The organism is Nonomuraea sp. NPDC050404 (assembly GCF_040655495.1).
Taxonomy (GTDB): Bacteria; Actinomycetota; Actinomycetes; order Streptosporangiales; family Streptosporangiaceae; genus Nonomuraea.
Genome location: NZ_JBFAKB010000004.1, coordinates 262341 through 286254 on the forward strand (window position 1 = coordinate 262341; position 23914 = coordinate 286254).

Sequence of the window (23914 nt, forward strand, 5' to 3'; positions counted from 1 at the left end):
ACCATGACCGCCGCTCCCACCCTGCACGACGTGGCCAGGGAGGCGGGCGTCTCCGTCGCCACCGCCTCCCGCGCACTGAACGGCAGCTCGCGCAACGTCAGGGCGGAGAACGTCTCCAGGGTCCGCGAGGCGGCCGCCCGCCTGGGCTACCAGCCGCACCTGTCGGCCCAGGCCATCGCCAAGGGCTCGACCAGGACCGTCGCGATGGTGGTGCGTGACGTGGCGGACCCGTACTTCTCCTCCATCGCCGCCGGGGTCGCGCAGGCGGCCGAGGCGATGGGCCTGATCGTCACGATGGCGGTGGCCGGAGCCTCGCCGGAACGCGAGCTGGAGATCGTCAGGACCCTCAGGGGTCAGCGCCCGCGCGTCATCATCGTGGCCGGCAGCCGCATCGACGACGCCGGCACCAGGGACGCCCTGATCGAGGAGCTGAGGCAGTACCGTACGGCGGGCGGCAGGGTCGTCCTGATCAGCCAGCGGGACCTGCCGTTCGGCACCGTCACGATCGACAACCACGGCGGCTCCGCCGCGCTGGCCCGCGCCCTGCTCGGCGCGGGCTACCGCCGCTTCGCCGTCCTGCACGCCCCGCCCTCGCTGCGTACGTCCCGCGACCGCCACGAGGGTTTCCTGGCGGGCCTGGAAGGGACGGGCAGCGTGCTCGCCATCGAGACCGGCTTCACCCGCGCGGGCGGCTACGAGGCGGCCCGGCGGCTGGTGGCGGAGGGCCCGGCCGACGTGGAGGCGGTGTTCGCGGTCAACGACGTGATGGCGATCGGCGCGATGACGGCCTTCCGCGACGCCGGGCTGATCCCTGGGCGGGACATCGCGGTGGCGGGCTTCGACGACATCGCCTCGACGGTGGACGTGGTGCCCGCGCTCACCTCGGTGGCGGTGCCGCTGCGGGAGGCGGGGCTGAGCGCGATGCGCCTGGCGATGTCGGACGACGGCGACGCCGAGACCTGCCTGCCGGTCACGGTGGTCCTGCGCGAGAGCACCCCGCCCCGTAATTGAGATGCGCCGTCACCGGCGCTCGGGAAAAGATCGCTCGCATGGACTTCGCGGAGCTGATCCAGGAGGCGCTGGCCACGCCGTTCGAGGGCTGGGACTTCTCGTGCTTCGGCAACCGGATCACCGATGACGGCGAGTTGCCGTGGGACTACGAGAGCCTGGCCCGCGACCGCCTGCCCCGCGCCGCCTCCCTCCTCGACCTGGGCACGGGCGGCGGCGAACTGCTCGCCTCCCTCCTCGACCCCGGCACGGGAGACGGCGAACCGCTCGCCCCGCCGCACGTGGACGCCGCCTGGGACCTCACGGCGGCGACCTCGGCCCTGGAGGAGGCGGGACTGAAGGTCACCTGGAGCCGGGAGGCGGCCTTCACCACCACCTTCCACGACATCGGCGCGCTGGTGTTGTTCCTGCGCGTCATCTCCTGGCAGGTCCCGGACTTCGACGTCCGCGCCTACGACTCCGGGCTGCGAGCCCTGCACGAGGCCATGGAGGGCGGCCACCCGCTGAAGGCCACCGCCCACCGCTTCGCCCTCACGGCCACCGGTCAGTAGGTCCAGCTCGACTTCAGCTCGGCCTGCCACCCGTCGTTCGGGAAGTAGTTGTGGATGACGAACGCCGGCCCCATCCCCTTGGCGAAGACGTTGTCCCGCTGGTGCCGCAGCTCCAGCTCCCCGCCCGCGGTGCCGCCGTTGCCCGGGTTGTTGTCCTTCCAGATCTCGAACTGCTTGACGCAGGTCTTGCCCTGGTGGAAGGTGTTGGCGCAGTTGGGCGCCGACGGCGGGAACCACACCTGCTTGTGGTAGAAGTCCACGTCCGTCCCGCCGGGGATGAGGATCTTGCCCCATGCCTCCAGGCAGTACGCCTCCGGCTGGATGTCCCACTTCACGTAGTGCTGCTTGCCGGACAACGAGAGCAGCGGCTTCATGTTCTTGCAGTTGACGTCGCCGACCTGCTCCCTGGTGACGCGCTGCTTGAGCATCCCGTCGGCGTTGCCGTAGCCGTCGAGCAGCACCCAGTCACCGCTGCGCTCGAACTTCTCGTAGTTGGCCGGCGGCCACTTGCCCGGGTCGCCCCAGCGGATGTGGGAGACGTTGCCGCCCTGCGGCTCCCACGCCCACTGGTTCTGCCATGAGCCGGACGCGAACAGGCCCGCGCTGCGTTCAAACATCCGCGAATAGTCGCCGTACGTGCCCAACGCCCCTGCGGAGGCGGCGGCCACGGGCGTCGTGCAGGCCGCGAACGCCAGCGCCAGAGCCAGCGTCACCGCCATTGACCTTCTGATTCCCGAGAACATTCACCCGAGGGTAGTCAGGCGCCCACCTCGGGCGGCGACGCTTCAAGGAAAGGGCAAGTGTCTACGCATCCTTTCATTTCGTGTTTATTCGAATCGATATCGTGACGGGTCGCGTTCGCCGTAGGGTGTTCGCCGGACGCGTACGCACAGGCACGGGAAGTGAGTCGGTGGCCAGTCGGTGGCGGAGCGCGGCGGGGCGCCGGGCGGCGGAAATCGTCGCGGGAGTGCTGGTCGTCGTGCTGATGGGAGTCGGCCTGTTCGTGGGCACGGGCGCGTCCAGCGCCCGGCCCGAGCTCGCCGACGTCGGAGCCTGGCTGGCCAGCTCGTCGAACGGCGAGGTGGTGCACGCCAACGGCCTGTCCGGGCAGGTGGACGGCCGGGTGGACCTGGCCTCCGCCGAGGGGCAGAAGCTCCAGGTCGTGCAGGACGGCGACAACGTGCTCGTCGTGGACGAGTCCACCGGCCAGGTCAGCCGCATCGACCCCACACAGCTCGAAGTGGCCCAGATGGGTGAGCTGGGCGCGGGCGGCACGCAGATCGTGATGGGGGCGGGCAAGGCGTACGGGGTCGATCGGCGGCGCGGCACCGTCCAGCAGCTCGACCCGCTGACCGTGAACGCGATCGGCTCGCCGATCACCCTTCCTGCGCCGCTCGGCGCGGCGGGCATCGACAAGAACGGCACGTTGTGGGTGCCGGTGCCGCAGGACGGCACGCTCGCGCAGGTCAACGGCGCGCGGCAGGGCAACGCCGTGGAGGTCGGCGAGCCGGGCGACCCGCTGACGCTGACGATGGCGAACGGCGTCCCGCTGGTCACCAACTCCGCCGACGCCTCGGCCATGGTGGTCGGCCTCACCAGCACCCTGATGCAGATGAAGTTGCCCAGCACGGTCACCGGCGCCGGGAGCGCGGGACTGCTCGTCCCGACCGTGACCGAGAGCCAGGTCGTGCCGATCCTGGCGCCCAAACAGGGCGCGCTCGTCATCGTGGACACCTCCAGCGGGGCCCTGACGACGGTCGCGGTGAAGGGCGGCAAGCTGGGCGCGCCGCAGGCGCTCGGGCGGCGCGTCTACATCCCCGACGAGAGCACGGGCAAGCTCATCGTGTACGACACCGAGGCCGGGAAGTTCGAGGCCCAGAAGGTGGTGACCGGGAAGGCCGGGCCGCTGGAGGCGTTCGTCAAGGACGGGCTGCTCTGGGTGAACGACCAGTTCAGCGAGACCGCCCTGGTCATCCAGCGGGACGGCAAGGGGAACCGGGTCGGCAAGTACGACGAGGCGCTCGGCCAGAAGGACACTCCGTCGCCGCCGCCCGTACCCACCGACCTGCCCACCGTACAGCGGCCGACGTCCGTGCCGACCCGGCCGACGGGCGGGCCGACGTCGGCGCCGACGCGGACGAAGACCGCCGCGCCGACGATCACCGTCACCGCCACGCCGACCCCGACGCCGACCCGCACGGTGACCGCCACGCCCAAACCCACACCTACGCCCACGCCGACCCCGACGCGCACCCCAGAGCCGCCGGGCTCCGTCACGGCCAAGTCCGGGCCCGGCTGGATGGAGATCGTCTTCACCCGCTCCGGCGGGGGCGGCGTCACGGGCTACACCCTCAAGGGCGCGCCCGGCGGGGCCGACGTCACCCCGTCCAAGGTCGATCCGGACGGCCCGTTCCAGTTCAAGGTCACGGGCGGGAGTTGCGAGCAGGAGTACACCTTCCGGGTCGCGGCCCAGTACGACGGCGGCGAGGTGGAGTCCGCCTCCACCATCCCGGTACGCCCCTGCGTCGCCCCCGGCCGCCCGGAGAACTTCACCGCCAAGGGCAAGAGCCGCGGCGCCGACCTGAACTGGTCGCCCCCGGCCAACGCCAAGAACGTCACCTACACCCTGGAGGGCCCGGGCAACCACCCCGCCAACCCGGAGGGCACCAGCGCCGAGGTGACCGGCCTGCAGAACGGCCAGTCCTACACCTGGAAGCTGCGCGCCAAGAACGAGGCAGGCGAGAGCCAGGACAGCGCCGAGGCGACCGCCGACCTGAACCCGCCGACCGCGCAGTTCGGCAACGCCAACAACGACCACCGGGACACGCTCATCCGCTCCGGGCCCAGCGCGAGCGGCGAGGCCGGGCGGATCCCGAAGGGCGAGTACATCACGATGACCGTGCTCTGCCAGAAGAGGGGCGCCGGCTACACCGACACCGACACGGGCATGAGCAGCGACGTCTGGAACAAGGTGGAGTCCAGCCGGGGCAACGGCTGGCTCAACGACGTGCTCATGAACACCCCGAAGGGGGGCTTCCCCGCGGCCCCGCTCTGGGAGTGCGAATGATCACCAGGGCGGGGTGGGGCCTGACGGCCGCCGCGGTGCTGGTCTACGCCGTGGGGGCGCCCTTCGGCTACCCCCAGGCGGCGGTCCTGGCGGTGGCCGGGCTCGCCGCCGTGGGGGCGGGGGCGTTGTGGACGCTGCGCGGGGCCGGGCTGGACGTGCGGCGCGAGGTGACGCCGCTGAAGGTGGCGCGCGGCGATCCCGCGGTGGCCGTCCTGCACGTGCGCAACACCGGGCGATGGCGGCACTCGGGGCTGGTCGCCCGCGACACCTGCCGCGGCACGTCCGTGACGGTCGAGGTGCCGTCGCTGGCGCGGCGCTCGGCGCGAACCGTCTCCTACCGGCTGCCCACCCGCAGGCGCGGGGAGACGCCCGTGGGGCCGCTGCTGCTCGACCGCACCGACCCGTTCGGGCTGGCGCGCCGCTCGATCGCGTACGGCCGCCCCGACCTGCTCCTGGTACGGCCCCGCACCGTGCCCCTCACCCCCTTGCGCTCCGGCCGCCGCCGGCACCTGGACGGCCTGACCGCCCGCTCGACGCCGGCCGGGGCGAGCAGCTTCAACGGCCTGCGCGAGTACGTCGTCGGCGACGAGTTGCGGCACGTGCACTGGCGCTCCACGGCCAGGACCGGCGTGCTGATGGTCAAGGAGATGACCGACGTCAACCTCCCGGACACCGTCGTCGTCCTGGACACCCGGCACTCCTCCTACGAAGGGGACGACGAGTTCGAGCTGGCCGTGGACGTGCTGGCGTCGGTGGCCTGCGCGGTGACGCGGGACCGGTTCCCCGTGCGGGTGTTCGCCGGAGCGGGGGAGCTCGTGCGCGCCAAGGGCGGGCCGGGGGAGGACGAGGAGGTGCTCGACCGGCTGGCCGTGGTGGAGCGTGCGGAGAGCGCCGAGCCGCCGCTGCACGCGTTGCGGCAGGCGGTTGCCGGCGGCGCCCTGGTGCTGGTGAGCGGGTCGGTCGCGGCGCTGGCCGACGCGGCGGCGGTGCGGCGTCGCTTCGATCTGGTGGTGTTCGTGCGGGTGGGGGATCCGACGGAGGGCGGGGCGCCGAGGACGCCGGGGGTGACCGTCATCGAGGCGGGCGATCTGGAGGAGCTGGCTGCGGCATGGCCACGCTGACGCGGCTTCGTAATGGGCAGCCCGGTGACCCCGGGCCGGGCTCCCCGTCGCCGCCCGGTTCTCTTCGCCCGGGTTCCCCATCGCCCGGTCCCGCTTCCGCGCCGCCCGGTGGGGAGCCGCAGGTGCGGCGGGTGGCGGCCGTCGTGGTCGTGGCGCTGCTCGTCGGGGCCGCCGGGATGGCGTTCGACGGGGTGTTCCCGCCGGCCGCGCTGCTGCCCGTGGTCGGGCCGGCCGCCGCCGTGCCCTGCGTGCTGGCGCTGCTGCTGTCCGGCCGGTTGCCGCTGTGGGGGTTGCTTCCGGCGAGCGCGCTGGCCTGGCTGGCCCTGGTGTCGGTGACCATCTTCAGGTCCGAGGCGTGGCTCGGGTTCGTGCCCGGCCCGGCCGCCATGCGGGCGGCGGTGCTCGGCGTGCGGGACGCGGGCGGCTGGCTGCTGACCACCATCCTGCCCGCCGCCCCCGACAGCACGGCGATCGTGCTGGTCAGCTTCCTGGTCTGGGCCGGTGCCACGGTGGGGGCCGAGATCGCGCTGCGCTCCCGGGCCGTCATGTTGCCGGCGGTGGCCGGGCTGCCCGTGCTGGCCGTCGCCGTCGTGCTGGGGGTCGGGGGCGGCGGGTCCGTGGTGCCGTACGCGGCCGTGTTCGCCGGGCTGGCGCTGCTCCTGGCGCTCGTCAGGACAGGCCGGCCGGCCGGTGCGCTCGTGACCGGTGCGCCGCTGCTGGCCGTGCTCGTGCTGGCCGGGGTGGTCGTGGCGCCCGTGTTGCCCATGGCGGACGAGCCGTACGACGTGCGGCGGCTCGTCGAGCAGCCGCCGCCCAAGCCGATCAACGGCGTGAGCGCGCTGGACCAGGTGTCGGCGTGGTTGCAGAATCCCCAGCGCGAGTTGTTCACGGTCGCCACGACGTCCGAGGCGAACCTGCGGCTGGCGGTCCTGGACACCTTCGACGGGGTCACGTGGACGTCGAGCGCCGGTTTCGTGCCCACGGGCGGCCGGGTGCCGGGACCGGACGGGACGGCCGACGCCGTCGGGCAGCGCTTCACCGTGCAGGGACTGCCGGGGCCGTGGCTGCCCGCCGCCGACCGGCCGCTGCTGGCGAGCGGGCCCGGCATCGTGGTCGACCCCGCCACGGGCATGCTGGCCAGCACGCAGGCGCGCGAAGGGCTGACGTACCGGGTGAACTCGGCGATCAGGACGTTCCCCGCAGGGGCGTTGCGCGGGGCGGCGCCCGCCGAGGACCCGGCGGCGCTCCGGCTGCCCGACGGGCCCGACGGGCGTACGCCGCCGCAGCGCGCCCGCCTCACCGAGATCGCCCGCCGTGCCACGGCCGGCGCCCGCAGCCCGACGCAGCGGGCCGCCAAGCTGGCCGCCTACCTGCGCAAACTCGCCGTGAACGACGTCAACGCGCCGCCGGGGCACGGCTATCGCAGCATCGAGTTCTTCCTCACGGAGTCCAAGCGGGGGACGACCGAGCAGTTCGCCGCCTCGTACGCGCTGCTGGCCCGCTCGATCGGGCTGCCGGCCCGGATCGTCGTGGGCTTCCGGCCCGGTGAGAAGCAGGGCGATCTGCGGCAGGTGCGCGGCGGGGACGTGCTTGCCTGGGCCGAGGTCTCCTTCCGGGGGATCGGGTGGGTGCCGTTCTATCCGACGCCCTCGCGTACGCGGGCGGGCGACGGCGGCGGCGTGGCCGAGGGCGCGCCCAAGCAGGCCCAGGAGATCGAGCAGGCGATCAACAATGACACCGCGCAGCCCGAGCCGGCCAGGACCCCGGACGGCCGGCCCACCGCCCCCGCCCAGTCGCGCCCCGACGGTTCCTCCTCCTGGTCCCTCCTCTGGGTGGCCGTGCCCGGCGGCCTGGTGGTCCTCTATTTGCTCGCGGTGGGCGTGACGCCGCCCGTGCGGCGCCTGCGCCGGCGCGGGGCCGCCGCGCCCGCCGACCGCGTGCTGGGGGCATGGCGGCAGACGGTGACGCGGTTGCGTCTGGCCGGGATCCCGGTGTCGTCGGGCGCGCTGACCGCGGGGGAGGCGGCGTACCTGGCGGAGGGGGTGCTCGGGCCGGACTCGCGGGAGCCGCTCACCGCGCTCGCGGACCTGGCGAACCTGGCCGCGTTCGGCGCCGAGCCCGTGGACCAGGCCGGCGCCCAGCTGGCCTGGCGGCACCACGCGACCGTGGACGCGCTGGTCAGGCGGCGGGTGGGGCTGATGAGGAGATTCCTCCTGCGGTTGTCCCCGCTATCCCTGTTCGGCTGACGGTGGGGTGATCGGGGGCAGCACGATCGGCGGCTGGGCGTCGTCCCGGTCCTTGTTCTTCTCGGCGGCTCCTCTGATGCACAACGTCGTCGACCAGGCCACCGACGACGGCCGGCCCAGCCGCACCACCGTGCCGACCTTGAAGCAGTAGCCCTTGGCCGGGTCGAGGCCGCCCATCGTGTGCGTGCTGCCGCCGGCCGCCGCCGACACCAGGCGGTCGCCCGGGGCCTGCTGGATGACCGTGGGGTAGTCGCTCCTTCGCCCCGCCTTCCAGGACAGCGTCACCGTACGGCCCTTGTCCGAGACCACCTTGAGGTTCCTGGGCCGGTACGCGGCCACGTCGGCCGTCTGGCGGCTCGACCGGGGAAACGTGGACGGCTGGCGGGCGGGCGACTCGCTCGGCTGGGCCTGCCGGTCGGAGGGGGTGGCCGTGTTCTCCGGGCCGGCGGTGGGCGGCCGGTCCTCGGGGCGTGCGGCCGTCGCCGGAGCGTCGGTCCGTCCGGCGGGTCGGGTGTCTTCGGCGGCGGTCGTGGTGCCCTGGTCGCCGCTCGTCGTCAGGGCCACGGTGACCATGCCCACCAGCCCGACCAGCGCCGCCAAGCCCACGACCAGGAACGGCACCTTGCTCCGGCCACCGTCCGTCTGCGCGGGCGATGGCGCCTGGGCCGGCGGCGCGGCCACGGGATGCGGAAGGTATGGCTGGGGCCCGGCCTGAGGATGCGGCGGGGAAGGGGCGGCCCCTGGAACTGGCGGAGGGGCGGCCTGGGGATGCGGCGGGGGAGGGGCGGCCTGGGGGTGGAGCGGCGGTGGCGTGGCGGGCCCGGGAACCGACGGGGAGGCGGCACCGGGAGGGGACGAGGGGAAGGGCTGGCCGGGGCCGGGGGCCGGCTGGTGGAGGTTGCGGGGCCGGGCGGCGTTGGCCAGGTCCAGGGCGCTGGGGCGGGAGGCCGGATCCTTGGACATGGCCTTGATGATGATCCGGGCCAGGTCCGGCGGCACCGAGGCGGGAAGCGGCGCCGGGGCCTGGGTCAGGACCCCGAGCGCGAACGTGGCACGGCTCCCCGGCCCGTCCAAGGGGAACGCGGGCCTGCCGGCCAGCAACTCGTACGCCATCGACCCCAGCGCGTACACGTCCGAGGCGGGCACCGGCGGATTCCCCTCCAGTTCCTCGGGTGCGGCGTGCACCGACGGCAGCGTCCCGTCAGGAAGGTCGACGATCGACATCAGCGCCGACATGGCGAACCCGGTCAGCACCACCCCGCCCGTCGTCATGACGACGTTCGCGGGCCTGACGCCGCCGTGCGCCCCGCCCGCCTCGTGCGTCGCCGCGACCAGGCGCGCCACCGTCCACAGCAGCCCCATGGCCTGCTCCACCGGCATCGGCCGGCCGCGCTCCGGCCGCTCGGCGAGCGTGAGCCCGTCGTGGCGCGGCGTCACGAGGTACGGCCGCCCGTCCCCGGTGGCGCCCACCTCCAGCACCGGGATCACGCCCGGGTGCCGCGCCAGCTCCTCGGGAAAGCCGAAGTCGCGGATGATCCGCTTGAGCGCACGCCTGTCCACCTGATGGCACGAGAGCGTCTTGACCAGCACGTCGGCGCCACCGGTCGCCGGCCGCGCGAAGTGCACCGTCCACGGGCCGTCCTGACCGGCCCGCGCCAGCAGCTCATACCCGCGGACCTGCTCCCCGATGACGCTCATGCCACCCTGCCTACAGGGTCCGCCACCAGGGGAACCTCATTTCCGGGAAAAATGGAGGAGAGCGTAGGAAACGGGTCTATCGGCACCAAACCGTAACGTCACCGTCGGAACAACTCAAGCAGTTCCTCGGCTCGACGGGTACGGGCGATCCACACCTCACGCCCCCGGCGCTCCCTCGTGATCAGCCGCCCGGCGCGCAGCCGGTCGCAGTGGTAGGTCAGGCCGCTGGGCGCGATCTGCGTGTCCGTGGCCAGCATGGACATGGTCATCGGCTGGTCGAGCGCGCAGAGCAGGTCCGCGCGGACCGGGCCGACCAGGGCCGAGAGCTCGTCCATGGCGGGCGTGACGGGCTTGCGCCACAACGAGTCCGCCCCCGGCACGGGGTAGGCGATCCACACGGCGCCGGGGTCGTCCAGGCTCAGGATGACCGCGTCCCGGCCGGCCAGCATGGGCACCAGGACAATCCGGCGCTCCCCCAGCCGCTGTGGAGGGTCCTCCATGCCGGCCATGAGCGGAGGGTCTTCCTTGCGAGCTATGAGCCGGCGGCGGTCGCCCAGGCTCTGCGGAGACTCTTCCATGCCGGCGATGAGCAGGCCGCGCTCGCCGTACACGATGTGGGGGCTCAGTGTGCTCAGCAGCAGTTCGGGGCCGCCGCGCACGCTCGTCACGCCCACCCGCTGGATCTCCCTGTCCAGCAGCGGTCTGGCCTGCCGCCACAGAGGTTCCGCGGTGCTCCAGACCTCGGACAGGGCGGCGGCGTAGCCGCGCAGCCAGCGGGCCGGCCGCTCGGCCGCCGCGCGCCAGGGCGCGGGCAGCGGGCCCGCGCCGAACGTGCGCTCCAGGTCCGCGGTCAGCGTGTCGGGCGTGAGGTCGCGCAGGGCGTTGAGCTGCGCCCGCATCGAGACGTCACCGCCGGCGGGGGAGCGCGGCACGAGGCTGTCCGGCGCGATCGAGCAGCCGGGCGCGGACAGCGGGCGCACGGCCTCGTGACCGAGCGGGCCGACGCGGGCGCTGAGCGCCCCGCGCCACGACTCGGGCAGGCCGCGCCGGCGGCCCGCGAGCGCGTCGGTGATCATGGCGAGCGCGGTGAGGCCGGGCGAGATCGAGATGCCGAGCCGCGGTGCGGAGCTCACGCGCAGCTCGCTCCACACCCTGGTCTTCGTCGCTGGGGCCCCCACGGATGGGAAGCTACGCTCGGCCGCTAATTTCTGGTTAAAAAGTCACACGTAGGGCGGAAGGTGCTCCGTCGGGCCCTCCAGGGCGGTGGCCGTGTAGCGCGCCTTGGTCAGGTGCACGCCGGTGGCGCGCTCGGCGAGGGCGAGCGCGGCGGTCACCGGCGGGCCGGTCCAGCCGAGGTCCTCGGCGTCGGTCTCCATGCCGAGGTCGCGCATGTGGGGCTGGAGGCGGTCGGGGTCGTCACCCTCTCTGGTACGGCACCAGCAGAGGTCGAAGGTGGTGATCTTGTCAGGGAGGACCGACTGTTTGAGTCGGCCGCCGCACTTGCTGCTTTATGGGCGATGTGTCGGGTTTGTCGGGCGGCCTTTCTATCACCGAGGTCAATGGAACGAACTCTCCGTAGAGGGTTTCCTCACCATCCGGCTCACGGAACCGGTGGCCGACGCGGCAGCGGGGTGGAAGGCTGCCCACACCGCCCCGGTCCTCCTGCGAACGGGTGGCCGGGGCGGAGCCCGCAACACCGGAAGGAGTGCTGCTGATGACACCGGACGCCAGCCGCGTCGCGGCAAAGCGGATCAACGATCACGTGGAGCTCATCCACGTGGACAACCCGGATTCGGTGCTGGAGGTTCCACGCCGGGACTGGGAGGCGTTCACCGCGGCCGTCAAGTCGGGCGTGTTCGATCTGGAGACGCTCAATCGTCAGGCCGAGGGTAGCGCGGCCTGACCTTCCGCAGCACAAGGACGCCCGCTCCCTCACCGAGGGGGCGGGCGTTACCCTGCGGCCCGCAGGACCTCTGACCTCGCCGACGAGGATCCGGGAGCGCCCCCGATGTGCGGCCCCCGGTACCCCGACGTCAACCGCGGCCGGACCGGTACCTCGATGTCAGCGGCCGGACCGGTGCCCCGATGTCAGCGGCCGGACCAGTGCCCCGGTGTCAGCCGCGGCCGGACCAGTAGGCTTTCGCGCGGTCCCAGGCCGCCCCGCCGACCGCGCGGCCCAGGGCACGGCCCTCGAAGTCGCCGGCGCGGAAGTGGATGCCGCCGTACCTGCGCGACAGCCCCGCCTCATCGGCCGCCGCGGTGAAGGTGGGCCAGTTCAGCGTCACGTCCTGCGCGGGCGTCACCCCCGGCTCCACCAGGGACGATCCCGCGGCGACCACGGTCTGCCCGCCGAACGTGTCGGCCCCCGTGAAGCGCTTGAGCACCTCGGCCGCCGCCGCGCTGAACGTGCTGTGCCCCGACACGTACTCGCCGAACGGCGGCGTCGGGAACCACGACACCTGGTAAGGCACCCACGAGGCCCCGTCCACCGTCCGGCCGCCCCAGGTCGGGATCTGCCGCCCCTTGTTGAGGAAGCGGATCGCGGTGATCGGCCGGGCCGAGTCGTGGTCCCGCTTGGTCTCCCACGAGGCGATCCCGGCGTCCATGACGGAGTTCGCCAGCGCGAAGAAGAGCTTGGCGTCCTGGTCGAGGCCGTGCCCGTCGCGCGCGGAGACCTGCTGGGCGAACAGCGACCAGTGGCCGGGCGGCGTCTCGCTGTTCGGCCCGTCGGCCCAGTACTCGGCGATCGTCTTCTGCCGGTCGTTCAGCGCGGCGGTGGTGGCGATGATGTCGGCGGCCTGCCGGCTGAACCCGGCGGAGCCGTACGCGTGCGGCGCGGGCACACCGTCACCCAGCGAACGCGCGGCCCCGCTGAAGGAGGTCACCCGTCCCCAGTGCGGCGCCAGGAACGGCGGCGTCACCGTGACACCGGCCCGGTTGACGTACGTCAGCGGCGCCCAGCGGCCGGGCTCGGCGAGCGTGGTCAGCGGCTGGGCGACCACGACGGGGGCGTTGAGCGGCGCGTACCCGGTGGTGTCGGCGTAGCCGCCCTGCTGGTTGGAGCCGTCGGTACGCCGGTGGTCGAGCACGGCCTGGCACGCGGCCAGCCCGGTGCGGGCCGCCTGGCTGCCGGCGTTGGCGGGATCGTAACCGAGGTCGGCCATCAGCGCGTCGAACCCGGCCCGCTGCGCCGGATAGAGGTCCACCGCGGCAAGGTGAGCGGCGAAGCTGATCGCCTCGGTCTTGTTCGCCTTGGTGCGCTCGGCCGCCGGCCGGCGCAGCGAGCCGCCCAGCCGGGTGCCGACGGCCACCGCGTCATAGGCGGCCCAGGCGTCGTAGGCACAGGTGTGCACGACCGCCAGCGCCCTGGCCACCTGCGGCGGGCCGAGCGTGCCGGTGCGGATGGCGGTCAGCAGCACCTGGTTCCACCGGACCACCACGTTCGGCCCGGTGGCCCGGGCAGCCTGGGTGGACTGGGCGGCCTCGGCGGTGGAAGCGGGCAAGGTGGGAAGGGCGATCGCGACCGCGGTCGTGAAGGCGATCGCGATCGTGCGTAAGGACCTGGGTCCGGGCATGGGATGTCTTCTCCTAGTGTCATTGAGCCCTGTGTCATTGAGCCCCGTGCGACAGGAAGAACGACAATGGCACGCTCGAACAGGTATTCGAGCTAGCGCGTAGGTGACACCGCCCTAACCCTCAGGGCAGGCGGACCAGTGGTCCTGAAACTTTCATGTGTGTGGTCAAGGCGCGTGTGCTGGTCGGAAACCTGAGTGACGGACGATGGTGAACGCTTGCAAAGAGTGGCGCCGAAATTTTCGGCATCTCTACGAAATATTCTTGACGAGTATGCGGGCGACACATAAAGTCCCGGCTTAATGATCGGGATGAATCTCTCGAAAGTCGCAACCATGACATCTGTCAACGCGCAGGGCCTCGCGCCCTGGCAGGACGCCGCCCGTACGACCGGCGAGCGGGTGGAGAGCCTGCTGGCCGAGCTGACCCTGGAGGAGAAGGTCGCGCAGCTCGGCTCCGTGTGGTTCCAGACGGGCGAGACCGGCAACGTCGCACCCCTGCAGGACCGCTTCGCGGTCGCCGACGGGCCGGAGGAACGGCTGCGCTACGGGCTCGGGCACCTCACCCGCGTCTACGGCACCGCCCCGGTGAGCCCCGCCGAGGGCGCGGCCCGGCTGCGGGCGCTGCAGGAGCAGGTCAGGTCCGCCAACCGGCACGGGATCCCGGCGATCGCCCATGAGGAGTGCCTGACCGGGTTCGCGACGTACGGGGCGACCGCGTACCCGACCCCGCTGGCCTGGGCGGCGACCTTCGACCCCGGCCTGATCGAGCGCATGGCCGAGGCCATCGGAGCCGACCTGCGGGCGGCCGGGGTGCACCAGGGGCTCTCACCCGTCCTGGACGTGGTGCGGGACTACCGGTGGGGGCGGGTCGAGGAGACCCTGGGCGAGGACCCGTACCTGGCCGGGCAGCTCGGGGCGGCGTACGTGCGCGGCCTGGAGTCCGCCGGGATCATCGCCACGCTCAAGCACTTCGCCGGCTACGCCGCCTCCCGCCTGGGCCGCAACCAGGCGCCGGTCAGCATCGGGCCCAGGGAACTGGCCGACGTGATCCTGCCGCCGTTCGAGACGGCGCTGCGCGAGGGCGGGGCCAGGTCGGTGATGAACGCCTACATCGACCTCGACGGCGTGCCCGTCGGCGCGAACCCGCACCTGCTGCGCCGGCTGCTGCGCGAGGAATGGGGGTTCGACGGGACGGTGGTGGCCGACTACTGGTCGATCCCCTTCCTGGCCTCCATGCACGGGGTGGCCGAGGACCTCGCGGCGGCGGGCGCGCTGGCCATGCTGGCGGGCATCGACGTGGAACTGCCCGAGACCCACGGCTACGGCGGCCACCTGGTCGCCCACGTCCGCGCGGGCCGGGTGGAGGAGGCGCTGGTTGACGATTCGGTACGCCGGGTGCTGCGCCAGAAGATCGAACTCGGCCTCCTGGACACCGACCGGCTGGTCCCCCCGACCGCCGACGACCTGGACCTGGACAGCCCGCGCAACCGCGACCTCGCCGCGACCGTGGCGGAACGTTCCATCGTGCTCCTGGGCAACACGGGTGCCGTCCTGCCCCTCGACGCGGCCACCACCTCGACGATCGCGGTCATCGGGCCGTGCGCCGACGACCCGCGTACCCTGCTGGGCTGTTACGCCTTCCCCAACCACGTGCTGGACCGCTACCCGGGGCACGGCACGGGCCTGCCGATCCCGTCCGTCAGGGAGCGGCTGGCGGCCGAGTTCCCGAGCGCCGAGCTGCCCTACGCGCTGGGGGCCGACGTGGCCGGTGACGACGCGTCCGGGATCGGCCCGGCGGCGGAGCTGGCCGCGCGGGCCGACCTGGCGCTGCTGTTCGTCGGGGACAGGGCGGGGCTGTTCGGCGGCGGCACCTCCGGCGAGGGCTGCGACGCGGCCGACCTGCGGCTGCCCGGCCTGCAGCCCGATCTGGTCGAGGCGGTCCTGGCCACCGGCACGCCGACCGTCCTCGTGGTGGTGTCGGGGCGGCCGTACGCGCTGGGCGCCTACAAGGACCGGGTGGCGGCGGCGGTCCAGGCGTTCTTCCCCGGCGTCGAAGGCGGCACGGCGCTGGCCGGCGTGCTCAGCGGCCGGGTGAACCCGTCGGGGCGGCTGCCGGTGCAGATCCCCGCCTCGCCCGCGATCAACCCCTCCACCTACCTGCAGCCGCCGCTGGGCAGGAGGACGGAGGGCATCACGGTGCTCGACCCCACGCCGGCGTACGCGTTCGGGCACGGGCTGTCGTACTCGCGCATCGAGTACCTCGCCCTGGCCACGGGACCCGCGCGATGCCCCACCGACGGCGAGATCGAGGCCCGGGTGACGGTGCGCAACGCCGGGGACCGCCCGGCCGAGGAGGTCGTGCAGCTCTACGCCTCCGACCCGGTGGCGCAGGTCGCCAGGCCCGCCCTCCAGCTCATCGGGTTCGCGCGGGTGCCGCTGGAGCCGTGGCAGACCCGTACGGTGGCGTTCGACGTGCCCGCGGACGCCTTCTCCTACACCGGCGTCGAGCTGCGCCGCATCGTCGAGCCGGGCACCATCACGCTCGCCGCCGGGCCCTCGGCGGACGAGCCGCCGCTGCGCGCGGTCATCCGGCTCACCGGCGAGATCCGCGAACTGCGGGGCGCGCGACGGCTCACCACCACGACCAGGTTGCTCGCGGATTAGGGAGACGCGGCGCCGGTCGGTCCTGGCACGTCTAAGGAGGCGCGGCGCCGGTCTCCAGGGGAGCCGCGGCGCCGGTCTCCAAGGGAGTCGCGGCGCCGGTCGGGTCCCGGCGCGTCTAAGGGAGCCGGAGTTCGGCGAAGACGCCGCGGTGGTCGGTCCCCGGCACGTCCAGGATCTCCACCCGGCGCACCGCCGCCCGCCGGTCGGCCAGCACGTGGTCGATGGCGATGATCGGCGGCATGGGCCGGAAGTTCGGCCAGGTCGGGGTCAGGCCCTTGCCCACCTGCTCGGCCGCGTCCACGTACCCCCGCCCCAGCAGGTCACGGAAGGCGCGGTGGTCGAGGCTGGCGTTGAAGTCGCCGGCCAGCACCCTGACCACCGACGAGGAGGCGGAGGGGAGGGCGCGCAGGTCGGTGTTCCACTCCGTCTCCATGCGCCCGAGCGGCGGGTTGGGATGCACGGCCACGACCTCGACCCTGCCGCCCCCGGGCAGCGTCACCGCGGCGGCCGGCATGTTGTGGCCGATCGGCTCGAACAGGCCGGGCAACTCCGTGGCCGGGTACTTGGAGTAGATGCCGCTGCCGGTCGCGCCGAACTCGGGCTGCAGCACCCGGTGCGGCAGGAGCTGCTTCAACCCGGCCGCGTCGAGCTGCTCCACCTGCTCGTAGGTCAGCTCAAGGGCGCTGAACACCTCGACGTCGTGCTCGCGTACAAGATCGACTACGGTCTGGGCGTCGCTGCGGCCACCGAACAAATTGACCGTCAGCACCCGCAGCGGCGGGCCGTCCGCCACCGGCTGCTCCGCCGCGATCGTGCGCGGCACCAGGACCGCGACCATCGCCACGCACACGAGCGCGGCGGCCAGCGCGGCCCGGCGGTTGCGCCGCAGCAGCGACAGCAGGGCGGTCAGCGCCGCCAGCCCCGCCCCGTACGGCGTCACGGTCATGAGCTGCGTCAGGAACGAGCCCTGCTCCCAGCCGAAGATCCGCAGGACGGCCCACCCGGCCAGCAGCGCGACGACCGTCCACGCCAGCCACCGCCTGCGCCTCTTCTTCGGTTCCGGCTGCTCGTCCGCGGCGGCCCGCTCGATGCCGGCCGTCGTGCTCACGCCGCCGTCCTGTCCCCGATCCGATCCACAACTTGAACCTTAAACGGCTCTGGAACGGTTCGATCGCGGTCCTCAGCGTATCCTCAGCTTCGCAGGTCACGCGGTAGCGAACGACGGTTCAGCGATCAGGCCGCGATGAACGACGGTTCAGCGATCAGGCCGCGACGACCTACGGTTCAGCGATCACGCCGTGACGAACTCGGCGATGATCACTGTGGCGTCGCCCTTCGGCTCGACGGCGGCCATCTCGTCGTACAGCCGGTCCAGGCAGGCGATCGGCGACGCGCCCCCGGTGAGCAGCTCTTTCATGCGCCTGTCCCCGAGCGCTCTGACCGCCCCGTCGGTGACGATCGCCACCCGGTCACCGGGGCGCAGCGCCACCGCGCCGACCTCCGGCTTGAGCGTGCTCGGCCGGCCGAGCACGCGCGGCGGCGGGCCGGCGTCATGGGCGGGCGGCGTCGTGAGCCTGCGCGGCTCCCCGCCACGGGGGCAGTGCCAGATCGCCCCGTCGCCGACGTGCGCGTACCGCAGCCGCGGGCTCTCCGTGCGGTCGAGCACGACCAGGTCCAGCGTGCTGACCAGTTCCGACGGGCCAGGATCGCGCAGCGCCGCGGCCCGTACGGCGCGGTGCGCCGCCTGCGCGCACCCGTTCAGATCCCGCTCGCGGTTGTCGGTGTGCTGCGGCCGCTCGGCGACCACCGCGCCCAGGGCCAGCACGGCCGCCGCGTGGGCGCGCTCCGTGCCGCCGACGCCGCGGGCCGCCGCGATCAACCGCTCCTGCACGACGTACGCGTCCGACGGCCGGCCGTTCGCCCCCTCGTAAGTGCCCCCCACGGCCACCAGCCGGGGCCGCGCCACCGGCATGCCGGCCGGCCAGTTCCCCTGCCTTCCCCTGACCGTCATCACGGACAGGCAGCCCAGCAGAAACGTCATCACCAAGACTGTCATGTGGTCCCCTCCAGCCGCGATCTTCGCGGCGCGCGCGTACCAGTACACGCCTTCGCGAAGGAACGCGACTGACGGCCGTTCGGCCGTCGTAGCACTCCCTGACGGCTGATCGACCGTCATGCCGGAGGACACCGCGCGGGACAGGGTTGCGGGGACGGGCGACGAACACCCGCCAGTGCCTGCCGAGGAAGTGTGCCATGAGACCCATGACCTGCGTTATCGTGATATCCGTTCTGTGCCCATCTCGCGTGCGGACGGCTCATGGCTCACTCCGGCTCCACGGGATACGACTCAGCCACCAGGCAGTTAGTGAAGGCCGTCGCACGTACGGGCGCCGGAACGCGCAGCGCGTTCGGCTCCGTGGCGGTGGTGGCGGCCTTGTTCGGCGCGGTGCCGCCCGTCTCCATGCGGTGGCTGGCGCCCATCCTGGTGGTGCAACTCCTGTGGACCGCCCTGTACATGCGGGTGTTCTGGCGCAAGGAACTGCTGCACCACTGGCTGGTGGCCGGTGATGTGGCCATCACCGTCGCGATGTGCCTGGCCCAGGTCAACCTCGTCCCGCCGCAGACACTTGTCACCGGGTCGAGCTGGGTGGCGGGGACCGTCACGATGACCGTCGTCATAGCCGGGGTCACCTGGCGGCCGAAGGTGGCCGTACCCGTCGGGCTCGTCCTGGCCGGGGCGTTCGCGGCCGGCCTGCGGCTGGCCTCGCCCGCCCACGACATCTACGCCACCCTCGGCATCCACCTCGTCCAGCTCACCGCGATCGTGCTGCTGATGACGCTGCTGCGCCGCTCGGCCGCCGCCGGCGACGCTTTCCTGCGGCAGAGCGCCCGCGCCGAGATCTCCCTCATGGTGGAACGGCTGCGCCGCGAGGACGAGCTGCGCCAGGTCGGCAGCATCCACGAGACCTTCCTGCACACGCTGACCCAGGTCGGCCTGGGCACCTACGACCGGCCGTCGCCCACCCTGCGCGCCCAGGTGGACACCGACCTGGCGGCGCTGGAGCAATTACGCGACCAGCCGCGCGCCGACTCCGTGCCCATCGCCCTGGACACGTTGCTGGAGGAGGTGGCCGGGCGGGCCACCGGCCTGGACGTACGCCGCCGCCTGATCCCCGAGACCGTGCCCGGCGAGGTCGCGGAGCGTTTCGCCCGAGCCGTCACCGAGGCCCTGGCCAACGTGCGCCTGCACGCGGGCGTACGCGAGGCCGAACTCGTCTCCGCCAGGCGCGACGGCGAGATCGTGGTCGAGGTCGCCGACGCCGGCCGCGGCTTCGACCAGGAGCGCCTGCCGCCCGACCGGTTCGGCGTGCGCGGCTCGATCCTCGACACGATGCGCTCCCTGCCGAACGGCGGCGCCGAGATCTCCTCGGGAGACCGGGGCACCAAGGTCAGCCTGTGGTGGCGGCCATGACCGAGGAGATCGAGCAGATCGCCCGCCGCTACTCCCGCTACACCGCGCTCGGCTCCGTCATCATCGCCGCCGTGTGGCACCTCGGCTACGACCTCACCGTCACCATCGTCGGCTGGGACTCCTTCCGCTGGCCGCTGGTGGCGCTCACCGCCTGGGCCCTCTACACCGCCATCCTCGTGCTCGGCGCGCTGTCGTTGTCGCGCACCTCGCGCGGCCCGGACCGGATCCTGGAGCTCGCCCTGGCCGCGCTGGCCGTCGAGGTCGCCACGATCGTCTCCAGCGGGCCCGGCGAACTGCTCGGCATCAGCGACTGGGGGTTCAGCTCGATCGGGTGGCTCGGCGTCATGCTGATGTGGGGGCGGCCGCGCTGGCGTATCGAGATGGTGACGTTCCTGGCCGCCAACGCCGGCATCATGCTGGCCGCGATGGTGATCGCCGGCTCGCTCGACCGCGTGTCCATCTCCACCTACCTGGTCGTCCTGGCCGGCGGCGTGACCATGCAGCTCGGCTACATGGCGGGCTGCCACATGCTGATCACCCGCGCCGAGGAGACCGTGTTGCTGGCCCGCAGGCTCGCCGCCGACGACGCCTGGCGCGAGTCCGCCCAGCGCATCCACACCGACCGGCTGCGCCGTTACGAGGCCATCCGCGACGTGGCCGACGGGCTGCTCAAACAACTCGCCAACGGCGCCGACCCCGGCGACCCGCGGGTGCGCGAGGACTGCACGGCCGGGGCCATGCGGCTGCGCCGGCTCATCACCGAGCGGGAGGACGTGCCCGACGAACTGGTGTCGGTGCTGCGCGAGCACATCGACGCGGCCGAGCGGCGCAAGGTCCTCGTCACCGCCCCGCCGTTCGGCGAACGGATGCCCGCACTGCCGGACGGCGTGCGCGAGGACCTGCTCAGAGCGCCCGTCCGGGCACTGGACGGCGCCATGACGCGCGCCAGGGTCACCGTGTCGGCCATGTCGACCATGGTGAGCGTGGCCGTCGTGGCGGACAACGACGATCTGCCCATCAGCCCGACCCCCGTACGCGAGGCGAGCGGGGTCATCGTCAGCTATCAGCGGCAGGGGGGTGAGGTATGGGTCAACAGCATCTGGGAGGGCCCGTGACGGTCGCCCTGGTGGAGGATCACCAGGTGGTCGTGGACGGTGTACGGGCGTGGTTCGGCCCGCCGAGCCGGGTCGAACTCGTCGCGCAGGGGCCCACCATCGAGTCCGTCCGCGGCACGCCCGCCGACGTGCTGCTGCTCGATCTCAACCTCAACGGCACCATGGTCGTGGACCGGGTGGCCGAGTTGTGCGGGGGCGGGCAGCGGGTCATCGTCTTCTCCGAGCACGAGGAGCCGGAGACCGTACGGACGGTGCTGGACGCCGGGGCCTCCGCCTTCATCGGCAAGGGCCGGGCGACGCGCGAGTCCTGCCTGGAGATCATCCTGGAGGTGGCCGCCGACCGGCCGTCCGTGACGCCCCCGATGGCCCAGGCCATGGCGACCGACGAGGGCCCGCACCGGCCGCAGCTGTCGGACAAGGAGAGGGCGGCGCTGCTGTACTGGTTCCAGTCCATGTCGAAGGCGTCGGTGGCGGCGCGCATGGGGATCAAGGAACGTACGGTGCGGCAGTACATAGACCGGGCGCGGGTCAAATACGCGGCGGCCGGACGGCCCGCGCCCACTAAGGAGAAACTGCTCATCTGCGCGATCCAGGACGGTCTCGTCCGTCCCGACGAGGTGACCGTCTACACGTCACTGGCCGCGCAGACACCGCCCGAGCAGGAGTGAAGCTCCTGGACCCCGGCACTCCCGGCCGGAGGGGGCCGGCAGAACCGGGGTCCAGGTCAGGTTCGCTTCCGGACGAGGTCGGCCGGGTCGAAGCTGATGGGGAACGGCGACGTCAGTCTGGCGACGGTGCCGGCCTTGTAGACGGCCGGTGGCGAGTAACCGTCGCCGTCGAGTTCGTAGACGTACAGCGACGGTCCTTCGTCCGGCTCGACCCGCCAGTAGGCCGGGATGCCGGCCTCGGCGTATGCGGCGACCTTGAGCACCTCGTCCCGTTTCGCGGTGCTCGGGCTGCCCACTTCCACCGCGAGCAGCAGATGCGCGGGGGCGAACATGAGACCCACATCGTCCACCGACTCGTCAGGAACGACGACGAGATCGGGGATGTAGAAATCCTTGTCGGTCACACGGAGATTCACCGTTGAGAGGGGCTCCAGCCCGGGCGGCAGCGCGTCATCGAGTATCCGTTGCAGCCGGAAGATGATGCGCTGGTGCAGGGGGACAGGGGCAGGGCTCACCAGTAGGCTCCCGTCACAGAGCTCGTAGCGGTTCCCGTCGTCGGGGAACTCCAGCAGGTCGTCGACAGTGAACGGCGGTTTACCGGGAAGCACCGTGCGCTGTGTGCCGGCTGGTTCGATCGTCGCCATTGCGGTCACCTGCTCAGTATCGGGAGCCTCGCCCTCGCCCACATGCTACTTCCCCGAATTCCGTCACTTTAAGTTTCGATGCCGTCACATAACGGACAGGGCCGGGCGGCGAGTTGAAACTTTCAACTCTGTGACTCGTTTCGGAAAGCCCTTTCCGCTGTTCATGGGGAAGTCGCCCCCGGTTGACAGGTGCCATCACTTGGCCGCGCCCGAACCGTCAGATACCGTCGCCCACCGGGAGCGCTCCTCATCAGCCGGAAATCCCCGACCGGAAGCACGGAGACCGCACCATGCCCCAAGTAGCACCCCGCCGGGCGAAGCGCGCCCTGATCCTGCTGATCTCCTTAGCGATGATCTTCACCATCCCGCTGACCGGCACCGCCTCGGCCCACGGCTCGGTCGTCGACCCGGCCTCCCGCAACTACGGCTGCTGGCTGCGCTGGGGCAGTGACTTCCAGAACCCCACCATGGCCCAGTCCGACCCCATGTGCTGGCAGGCGTGGCAGGACAACACCAACGCCATGTGGAACTGGAACGGCCTCTACCGTGACGGCGTCAACGGCCAGCACCAGGCCGTCATCCCGAACGGCCAGCTCTGCAGCGCCGGCCAGACGCAGGACGGCCGCTACCGCTCCATGGACACCCCCGGCGCCTGGAAGACGACGAACCTCGGCAGCACGTTCGACATCCGCCTGACCGACCAGGCCTACCACGGCGCGGAGTACATCCTCGTCTACATCACCCGCCAGGGCTACAACGCCACGACCACCCGGCTCGGCTGGAACCACCTGGAGCTCGTCCGCACGACGCCCAAGTACGCGCCCGCCGGCCAGTACCCGATCACCGGCATCAACAAGGGCTCGCGCACCGGCCGCCACGTGGTCTTCACGGTCTGGCGCGCCTCGCACATGGACCAGACGTACTACTTCTGCAGCGACGTCAACTTCAGCTGAGCCGCCCGCCCCGCCACCCCCGCCGGACCCGCGTCCGGCGGGGCCCTGTCATGAGCTGGTCGAGGCGCGGATCTCCAGTTCGATGGGATGTACGCGCTCCGTCCCCGCCTGCGCCGTCCCCGACAGCAGCTCGAACAACAACTCGGCGCAACTCGCCCCCGCCTCGCGCGGGCGCAGGTCGATGGCGGTGATCGGCGGGTCGGCCATCCGCGTGCCGTCGCTGTCCACGCACGAGGCGAGCAGCACCCCGGCCCCGGCCTCCCGCAACAGCGGCGCCACCTCGGCCGCGGCCCCCGCGGGGGCGCACACCAGCGCGTCCATGGCCGCAGCCCCGCCGAGCAGGGCGCGGGCGGCGGCGCGGATCTCCTCGCCCGTGGCGTCGAACGACACCCTGCGCACCAGCGGCGAGACCTCCTGCGCCGTGCACCAGTCCTGGTAACCCCGGTGCACGCTGGCCGCCCAGTCACTCTCGTCGCCCGCCACGATGAGCCCGGGACGCGCGGAACCGGCCGAGCGCAGGTGGTCGAGCAGCCTGGCGAGCATCTGCGCGTGCTCCGACCACACCACCCCGTCCGCCTGCCGCGCCCCGGGGAAACGTTCGCACGAGACCGTCGGCAGGCCCGTCGCCATCAGGCTCTCCACCACCGGATCGCCGCCGAGCGGGTCGCCGAGCACCAGCCCGTCCACGCGGGGCGGCCGGGCGCGGCGCTGGCCCGAGGTGATCAGCGTGACGTCGTAGTCGTGCCGCGCCGCCTGCTCGACCACGCCGAACACGAACGACATGTAGTACGACGACCGGGTCAGCACCTCGGGCACGTGCAGCCCGATCGTGCCGGTGCTGGCCTTGCGCAGGTGGCGGGCCGAGCCGTTGGGCACGTACCCGAGCCGCTCGGCCACCCGCACGACCGTCTCGCGCGTGCGCTCGGACACCCGCCCTGAGCCGCGCAACGCGTCGGAGGCCGTCGTCTTGGAGACCCCCGCCTCCCTGGCGACGGTGAGGATCGTGACCGGCTCGTCTGCTTGCACGCCCCGATGGTAGCGGCCCATCCGTCCCCTTCCTCCCGCCCCGTTCGAGGGCTTCGGCCGGGGTGGTCCCCGTAAACGATGTGTTTCGCATCGGCCTCAGGTCTTG

Annotated in this window: 20 protein-coding genes; 11 read left to right on the top strand and 9 right to left on the bottom strand. The window is 72.5% G+C overall.

The genetic code is table 11. The features are described 5' to 3' along the window. The first annotated feature begins 3 nt into the window (after window positions 1-3). A complete protein-coding gene (locus AB0I81_RS12780) occupies window positions 4-1011 on the top strand; it encodes a LacI family DNA-binding transcriptional regulator (RefSeq protein ID WP_360654622.1) in 1008 nt (335 codons plus the stop codon). A 38-nt stretch (window positions 1012-1049) separates the two neighbouring features. Further along, entirely contained in the window at window positions 1050-1559 is a 510-nt protein-coding gene (locus AB0I81_RS12785) for a hypothetical protein (RefSeq protein WP_360654625.1), read from the top strand. Here the strand turns inward: AB0I81_RS12785 and AB0I81_RS12790 are convergent. Continuing rightward, entirely contained in the window at window positions 1553-2272 is a 720-nt protein-coding gene (locus AB0I81_RS12790) for a hypothetical protein (protein ID WP_360654628.1), read from the bottom strand. The genes AB0I81_RS12785 and AB0I81_RS12790 overlap by 7 nt on opposite strands. 197 nt (window positions 2273-2469) lie before the next feature. Here AB0I81_RS12790 and AB0I81_RS12795 point away from each other — a divergent pair, with 197 nt between their 5' ends. From AB0I81_RS12795 to AB0I81_RS12805, 3 genes are all read left to right on the top strand, one after another. Continuing rightward, window positions 2470-4626: a hypothetical protein gene (locus tag AB0I81_RS12795; protein ID WP_360654631.1), complete on the top strand. Its 2157-nt coding sequence runs from the start codon at window positions 2470-2472 to the stop codon at window positions 4624-4626. Then, the gene (locus AB0I81_RS12800; protein ID WP_360654634.1) at window positions 4623-5747 is read left to right on the top strand and encodes a DUF58 domain-containing protein; all 1125 of its coding nucleotides are present in this window, start codon (window positions 4623-4625) and stop codon (window positions 5745-5747) included. Before AB0I81_RS12795 ends, AB0I81_RS12800 begins: the two co-directional genes overlap by 4 nt. Window positions 5748-5869: 122 nt before the next feature. Next, window positions 5870-7993 (top strand): transglutaminaseTgpA domain-containing protein, encoded by a 2124-nt coding sequence (locus AB0I81_RS12805; protein WP_360654637.1) that lies wholly within the window; start codon window positions 5870-5872, stop codon window positions 7991-7993. Here AB0I81_RS12805 and AB0I81_RS12810 read toward each other — a convergent pair. The 3 genes from AB0I81_RS12810 to AB0I81_RS12820 form a co-directional block, all read right to left on the bottom strand. Continuing rightward, on the bottom strand, window positions 7976-9691 hold the full coding sequence (locus AB0I81_RS12810; protein WP_360654640.1) for a protein kinase: 1716 nt from the start codon (window positions 9689-9691) through the stop codon (window positions 7976-7978). The genes AB0I81_RS12805 and AB0I81_RS12810 overlap by 18 nt on opposite strands. Before the next feature lie 98 nt (window positions 9692-9789). Continuing rightward, window positions 9790-10824, bottom strand: a complete 1035-nt coding sequence (locus AB0I81_RS12815; protein ID WP_360654643.1) for a winged helix-turn-helix domain-containing protein — start codon at window positions 10822-10824, stop codon at window positions 9790-9792. An 87-nt stretch (window positions 10825-10911) separates the two neighbouring features. After that, on the bottom strand, window positions 10912-11151 hold the full coding sequence (locus AB0I81_RS12820) for a DUF6461 domain-containing protein (protein WP_360655520.1): 240 nt from the start codon (window positions 11149-11151) through the stop codon (window positions 10912-10914). 254 nt (window positions 11152-11405) lie between these two features. On the opposite strand from AB0I81_RS12820, the gene AB0I81_RS12825 reads away from it, so the two are divergent. Next, window positions 11406-11594, top strand: a complete 189-nt coding sequence (locus AB0I81_RS12825; protein ID WP_360654646.1) for a hypothetical protein — start codon at window positions 11406-11408, stop codon at window positions 11592-11594. A 211-nt stretch (window positions 11595-11805) separates the two neighbouring features. Here AB0I81_RS12825 and AB0I81_RS12830 read toward each other — a convergent pair whose 3' ends face one another. Beyond that, entirely contained in the window at window positions 11806-13266 is a 1461-nt protein-coding gene (locus tag AB0I81_RS12830) for a vanadium-dependent haloperoxidase (RefSeq protein WP_360654649.1), read from the bottom strand. A gap of 333 nt (window positions 13267-13599) precedes the next feature. On the opposite strand from AB0I81_RS12830, the gene AB0I81_RS12835 reads away from it, so the two are divergent. Then, a complete protein-coding gene (locus AB0I81_RS12835) occupies window positions 13600-15930 on the top strand; it encodes a glycoside hydrolase family 3 N-terminal domain-containing protein (protein ID WP_360654652.1) in 2331 nt (776 codons plus the stop codon). A 115-nt stretch (window positions 15931-16045) separates the two neighbouring features. On the opposite strand, the gene AB0I81_RS12840 is transcribed toward AB0I81_RS12835, so the two are convergent. Further along, a complete protein-coding gene (locus AB0I81_RS12840) occupies window positions 16046-17038 on the bottom strand; it encodes an endonuclease/exonuclease/phosphatase family protein (RefSeq protein WP_360654655.1) in 993 nt (330 codons plus the stop codon). 183 nt (window positions 17039-17221) lie between these two features. Next, complete coding sequence (locus AB0I81_RS12845) at window positions 17222-17986, bottom strand: protein phosphatase 2C domain-containing protein (protein WP_360654658.1); 765 nt, start codon at window positions 17984-17986, stop codon at window positions 17222-17224. A gap of 309 nt (window positions 17987-18295) precedes the next feature. On the opposite strand from AB0I81_RS12845, the gene AB0I81_RS12850 reads away from it, so the two are divergent. The 3 genes from AB0I81_RS12850 to AB0I81_RS12860 are packed head-to-tail and all read left to right on the top strand — an operon-like array spanning window position 18296 to window position 21185. Beyond that, complete coding sequence (locus AB0I81_RS12850) at window positions 18296-19402, top strand: hypothetical protein (RefSeq protein ID WP_360654661.1); 1107 nt, start codon at window positions 18296-18298, stop codon at window positions 19400-19402. Further along, on the top strand, window positions 19399-20517 hold the full coding sequence (locus tag AB0I81_RS12855; RefSeq protein ID WP_360654663.1) for a hypothetical protein: 1119 nt from the start codon (window positions 19399-19401) through the stop codon (window positions 20515-20517). Before AB0I81_RS12850 ends, AB0I81_RS12855 begins: the two co-directional genes overlap by 4 nt. Continuing rightward, complete coding sequence (locus AB0I81_RS12860) at window positions 20514-21185, top strand: response regulator (protein WP_360654666.1); 672 nt, start codon at window positions 20514-20516, stop codon at window positions 21183-21185. The genes AB0I81_RS12855 and AB0I81_RS12860 overlap by 4 nt, the downstream gene beginning before the upstream one ends. 56 nt (window positions 21186-21241) lie before the next feature. Here the strand turns inward: AB0I81_RS12860 and AB0I81_RS12865 are convergent, their stop codons facing one another. Further along, window positions 21242-21829, bottom strand: a complete 588-nt coding sequence (locus AB0I81_RS12865) for a Uma2 family endonuclease (protein WP_360654669.1) — start codon at window positions 21827-21829, stop codon at window positions 21242-21244. 290 nt (window positions 21830-22119) lie between these two features. Here AB0I81_RS12865 and AB0I81_RS12870 point away from each other — a divergent pair, with 290 nt between their 5' ends. Beyond that, a complete protein-coding gene (locus AB0I81_RS12870; RefSeq protein ID WP_360654672.1) occupies window positions 22120-22782 on the top strand; it encodes a lytic polysaccharide monooxygenase in 663 nt (220 codons plus the stop codon). Window positions 22783-22830: 48 nt separating this feature from the next. Here AB0I81_RS12870 and AB0I81_RS12875 read toward each other — a convergent pair whose 3' ends face one another. Further along, window positions 22831-23808 (bottom strand): LacI family DNA-binding transcriptional regulator, encoded by a 978-nt coding sequence (locus AB0I81_RS12875; RefSeq protein ID WP_360654675.1) that lies wholly within the window; start codon window positions 23806-23808, stop codon window positions 22831-22833. Window positions 23809-23914 lie beyond the last annotated feature (106 nt).

Bases quoted from the DNA above. Each gene is read 5' to 3' on its own strand.
- AB0I81_RS12780 (WP_360654622.1), top strand. From the start codon at position 4: ATGACCGCCGCTCCCACCCTGCACGACGTGGCCAGGGAGGCGGGCGTC.
- AB0I81_RS12785 (WP_360654625.1), top strand. From the start codon at position 1,050: ATGGACTTCGCGGAGCTGATCCAGGAGGCGCTGGCCACGCCGTTCGAG.
- AB0I81_RS12800 (WP_360654634.1), top strand. From the start codon at position 4,623: ATGATCACCAGGGCGGGGTGGGGCCTGACGGCCGCCGCGGTGCTGGTC.
- AB0I81_RS12810 (WP_360654640.1), bottom strand. From the start codon at position 9,691: ATGAGCGTCATCGGGGAGCAGGTCCGCGGGTATGAGCTGCTGGCGCGG.
- AB0I81_RS12825 (WP_360654646.1), top strand. From the start codon at position 11,406: ATGACACCGGACGCCAGCCGCGTCGCGGCAAAGCGGATCAACGATCAC.
- AB0I81_RS12830 (WP_360654649.1), bottom strand. From the start codon at position 13,266: ATGCCCGGACCCAGGTCCTTACGCACGATCGCGATCGCCTTCACGACC.
- AB0I81_RS12835 (WP_360654652.1), top strand. From the start codon at position 13,600: ATGACATCTGTCAACGCGCAGGGCCTCGCGCCCTGGCAGGACGCCGCC.
- AB0I81_RS12845 (WP_360654658.1), bottom strand. From the start codon at position 17,986: ATGACAGTCTTGGTGATGACGTTTCTGCTGGGCTGCCTGTCCGTGATG.
- AB0I81_RS12855 (WP_360654663.1), top strand. From the start codon at position 19,399: ATGACCGAGGAGATCGAGCAGATCGCCCGCCGCTACTCCCGCTACACC.
- AB0I81_RS12865 (WP_360654669.1), bottom strand. From the start codon at position 21,829: ATGGCGACGATCGAACCAGCCGGCACACAGCGCACGGTGCTTCCCGGT.
- AB0I81_RS12870 (WP_360654672.1), top strand. From the start codon at position 22,120: ATGCCCCAAGTAGCACCCCGCCGGGCGAAGCGCGCCCTGATCCTGCTG.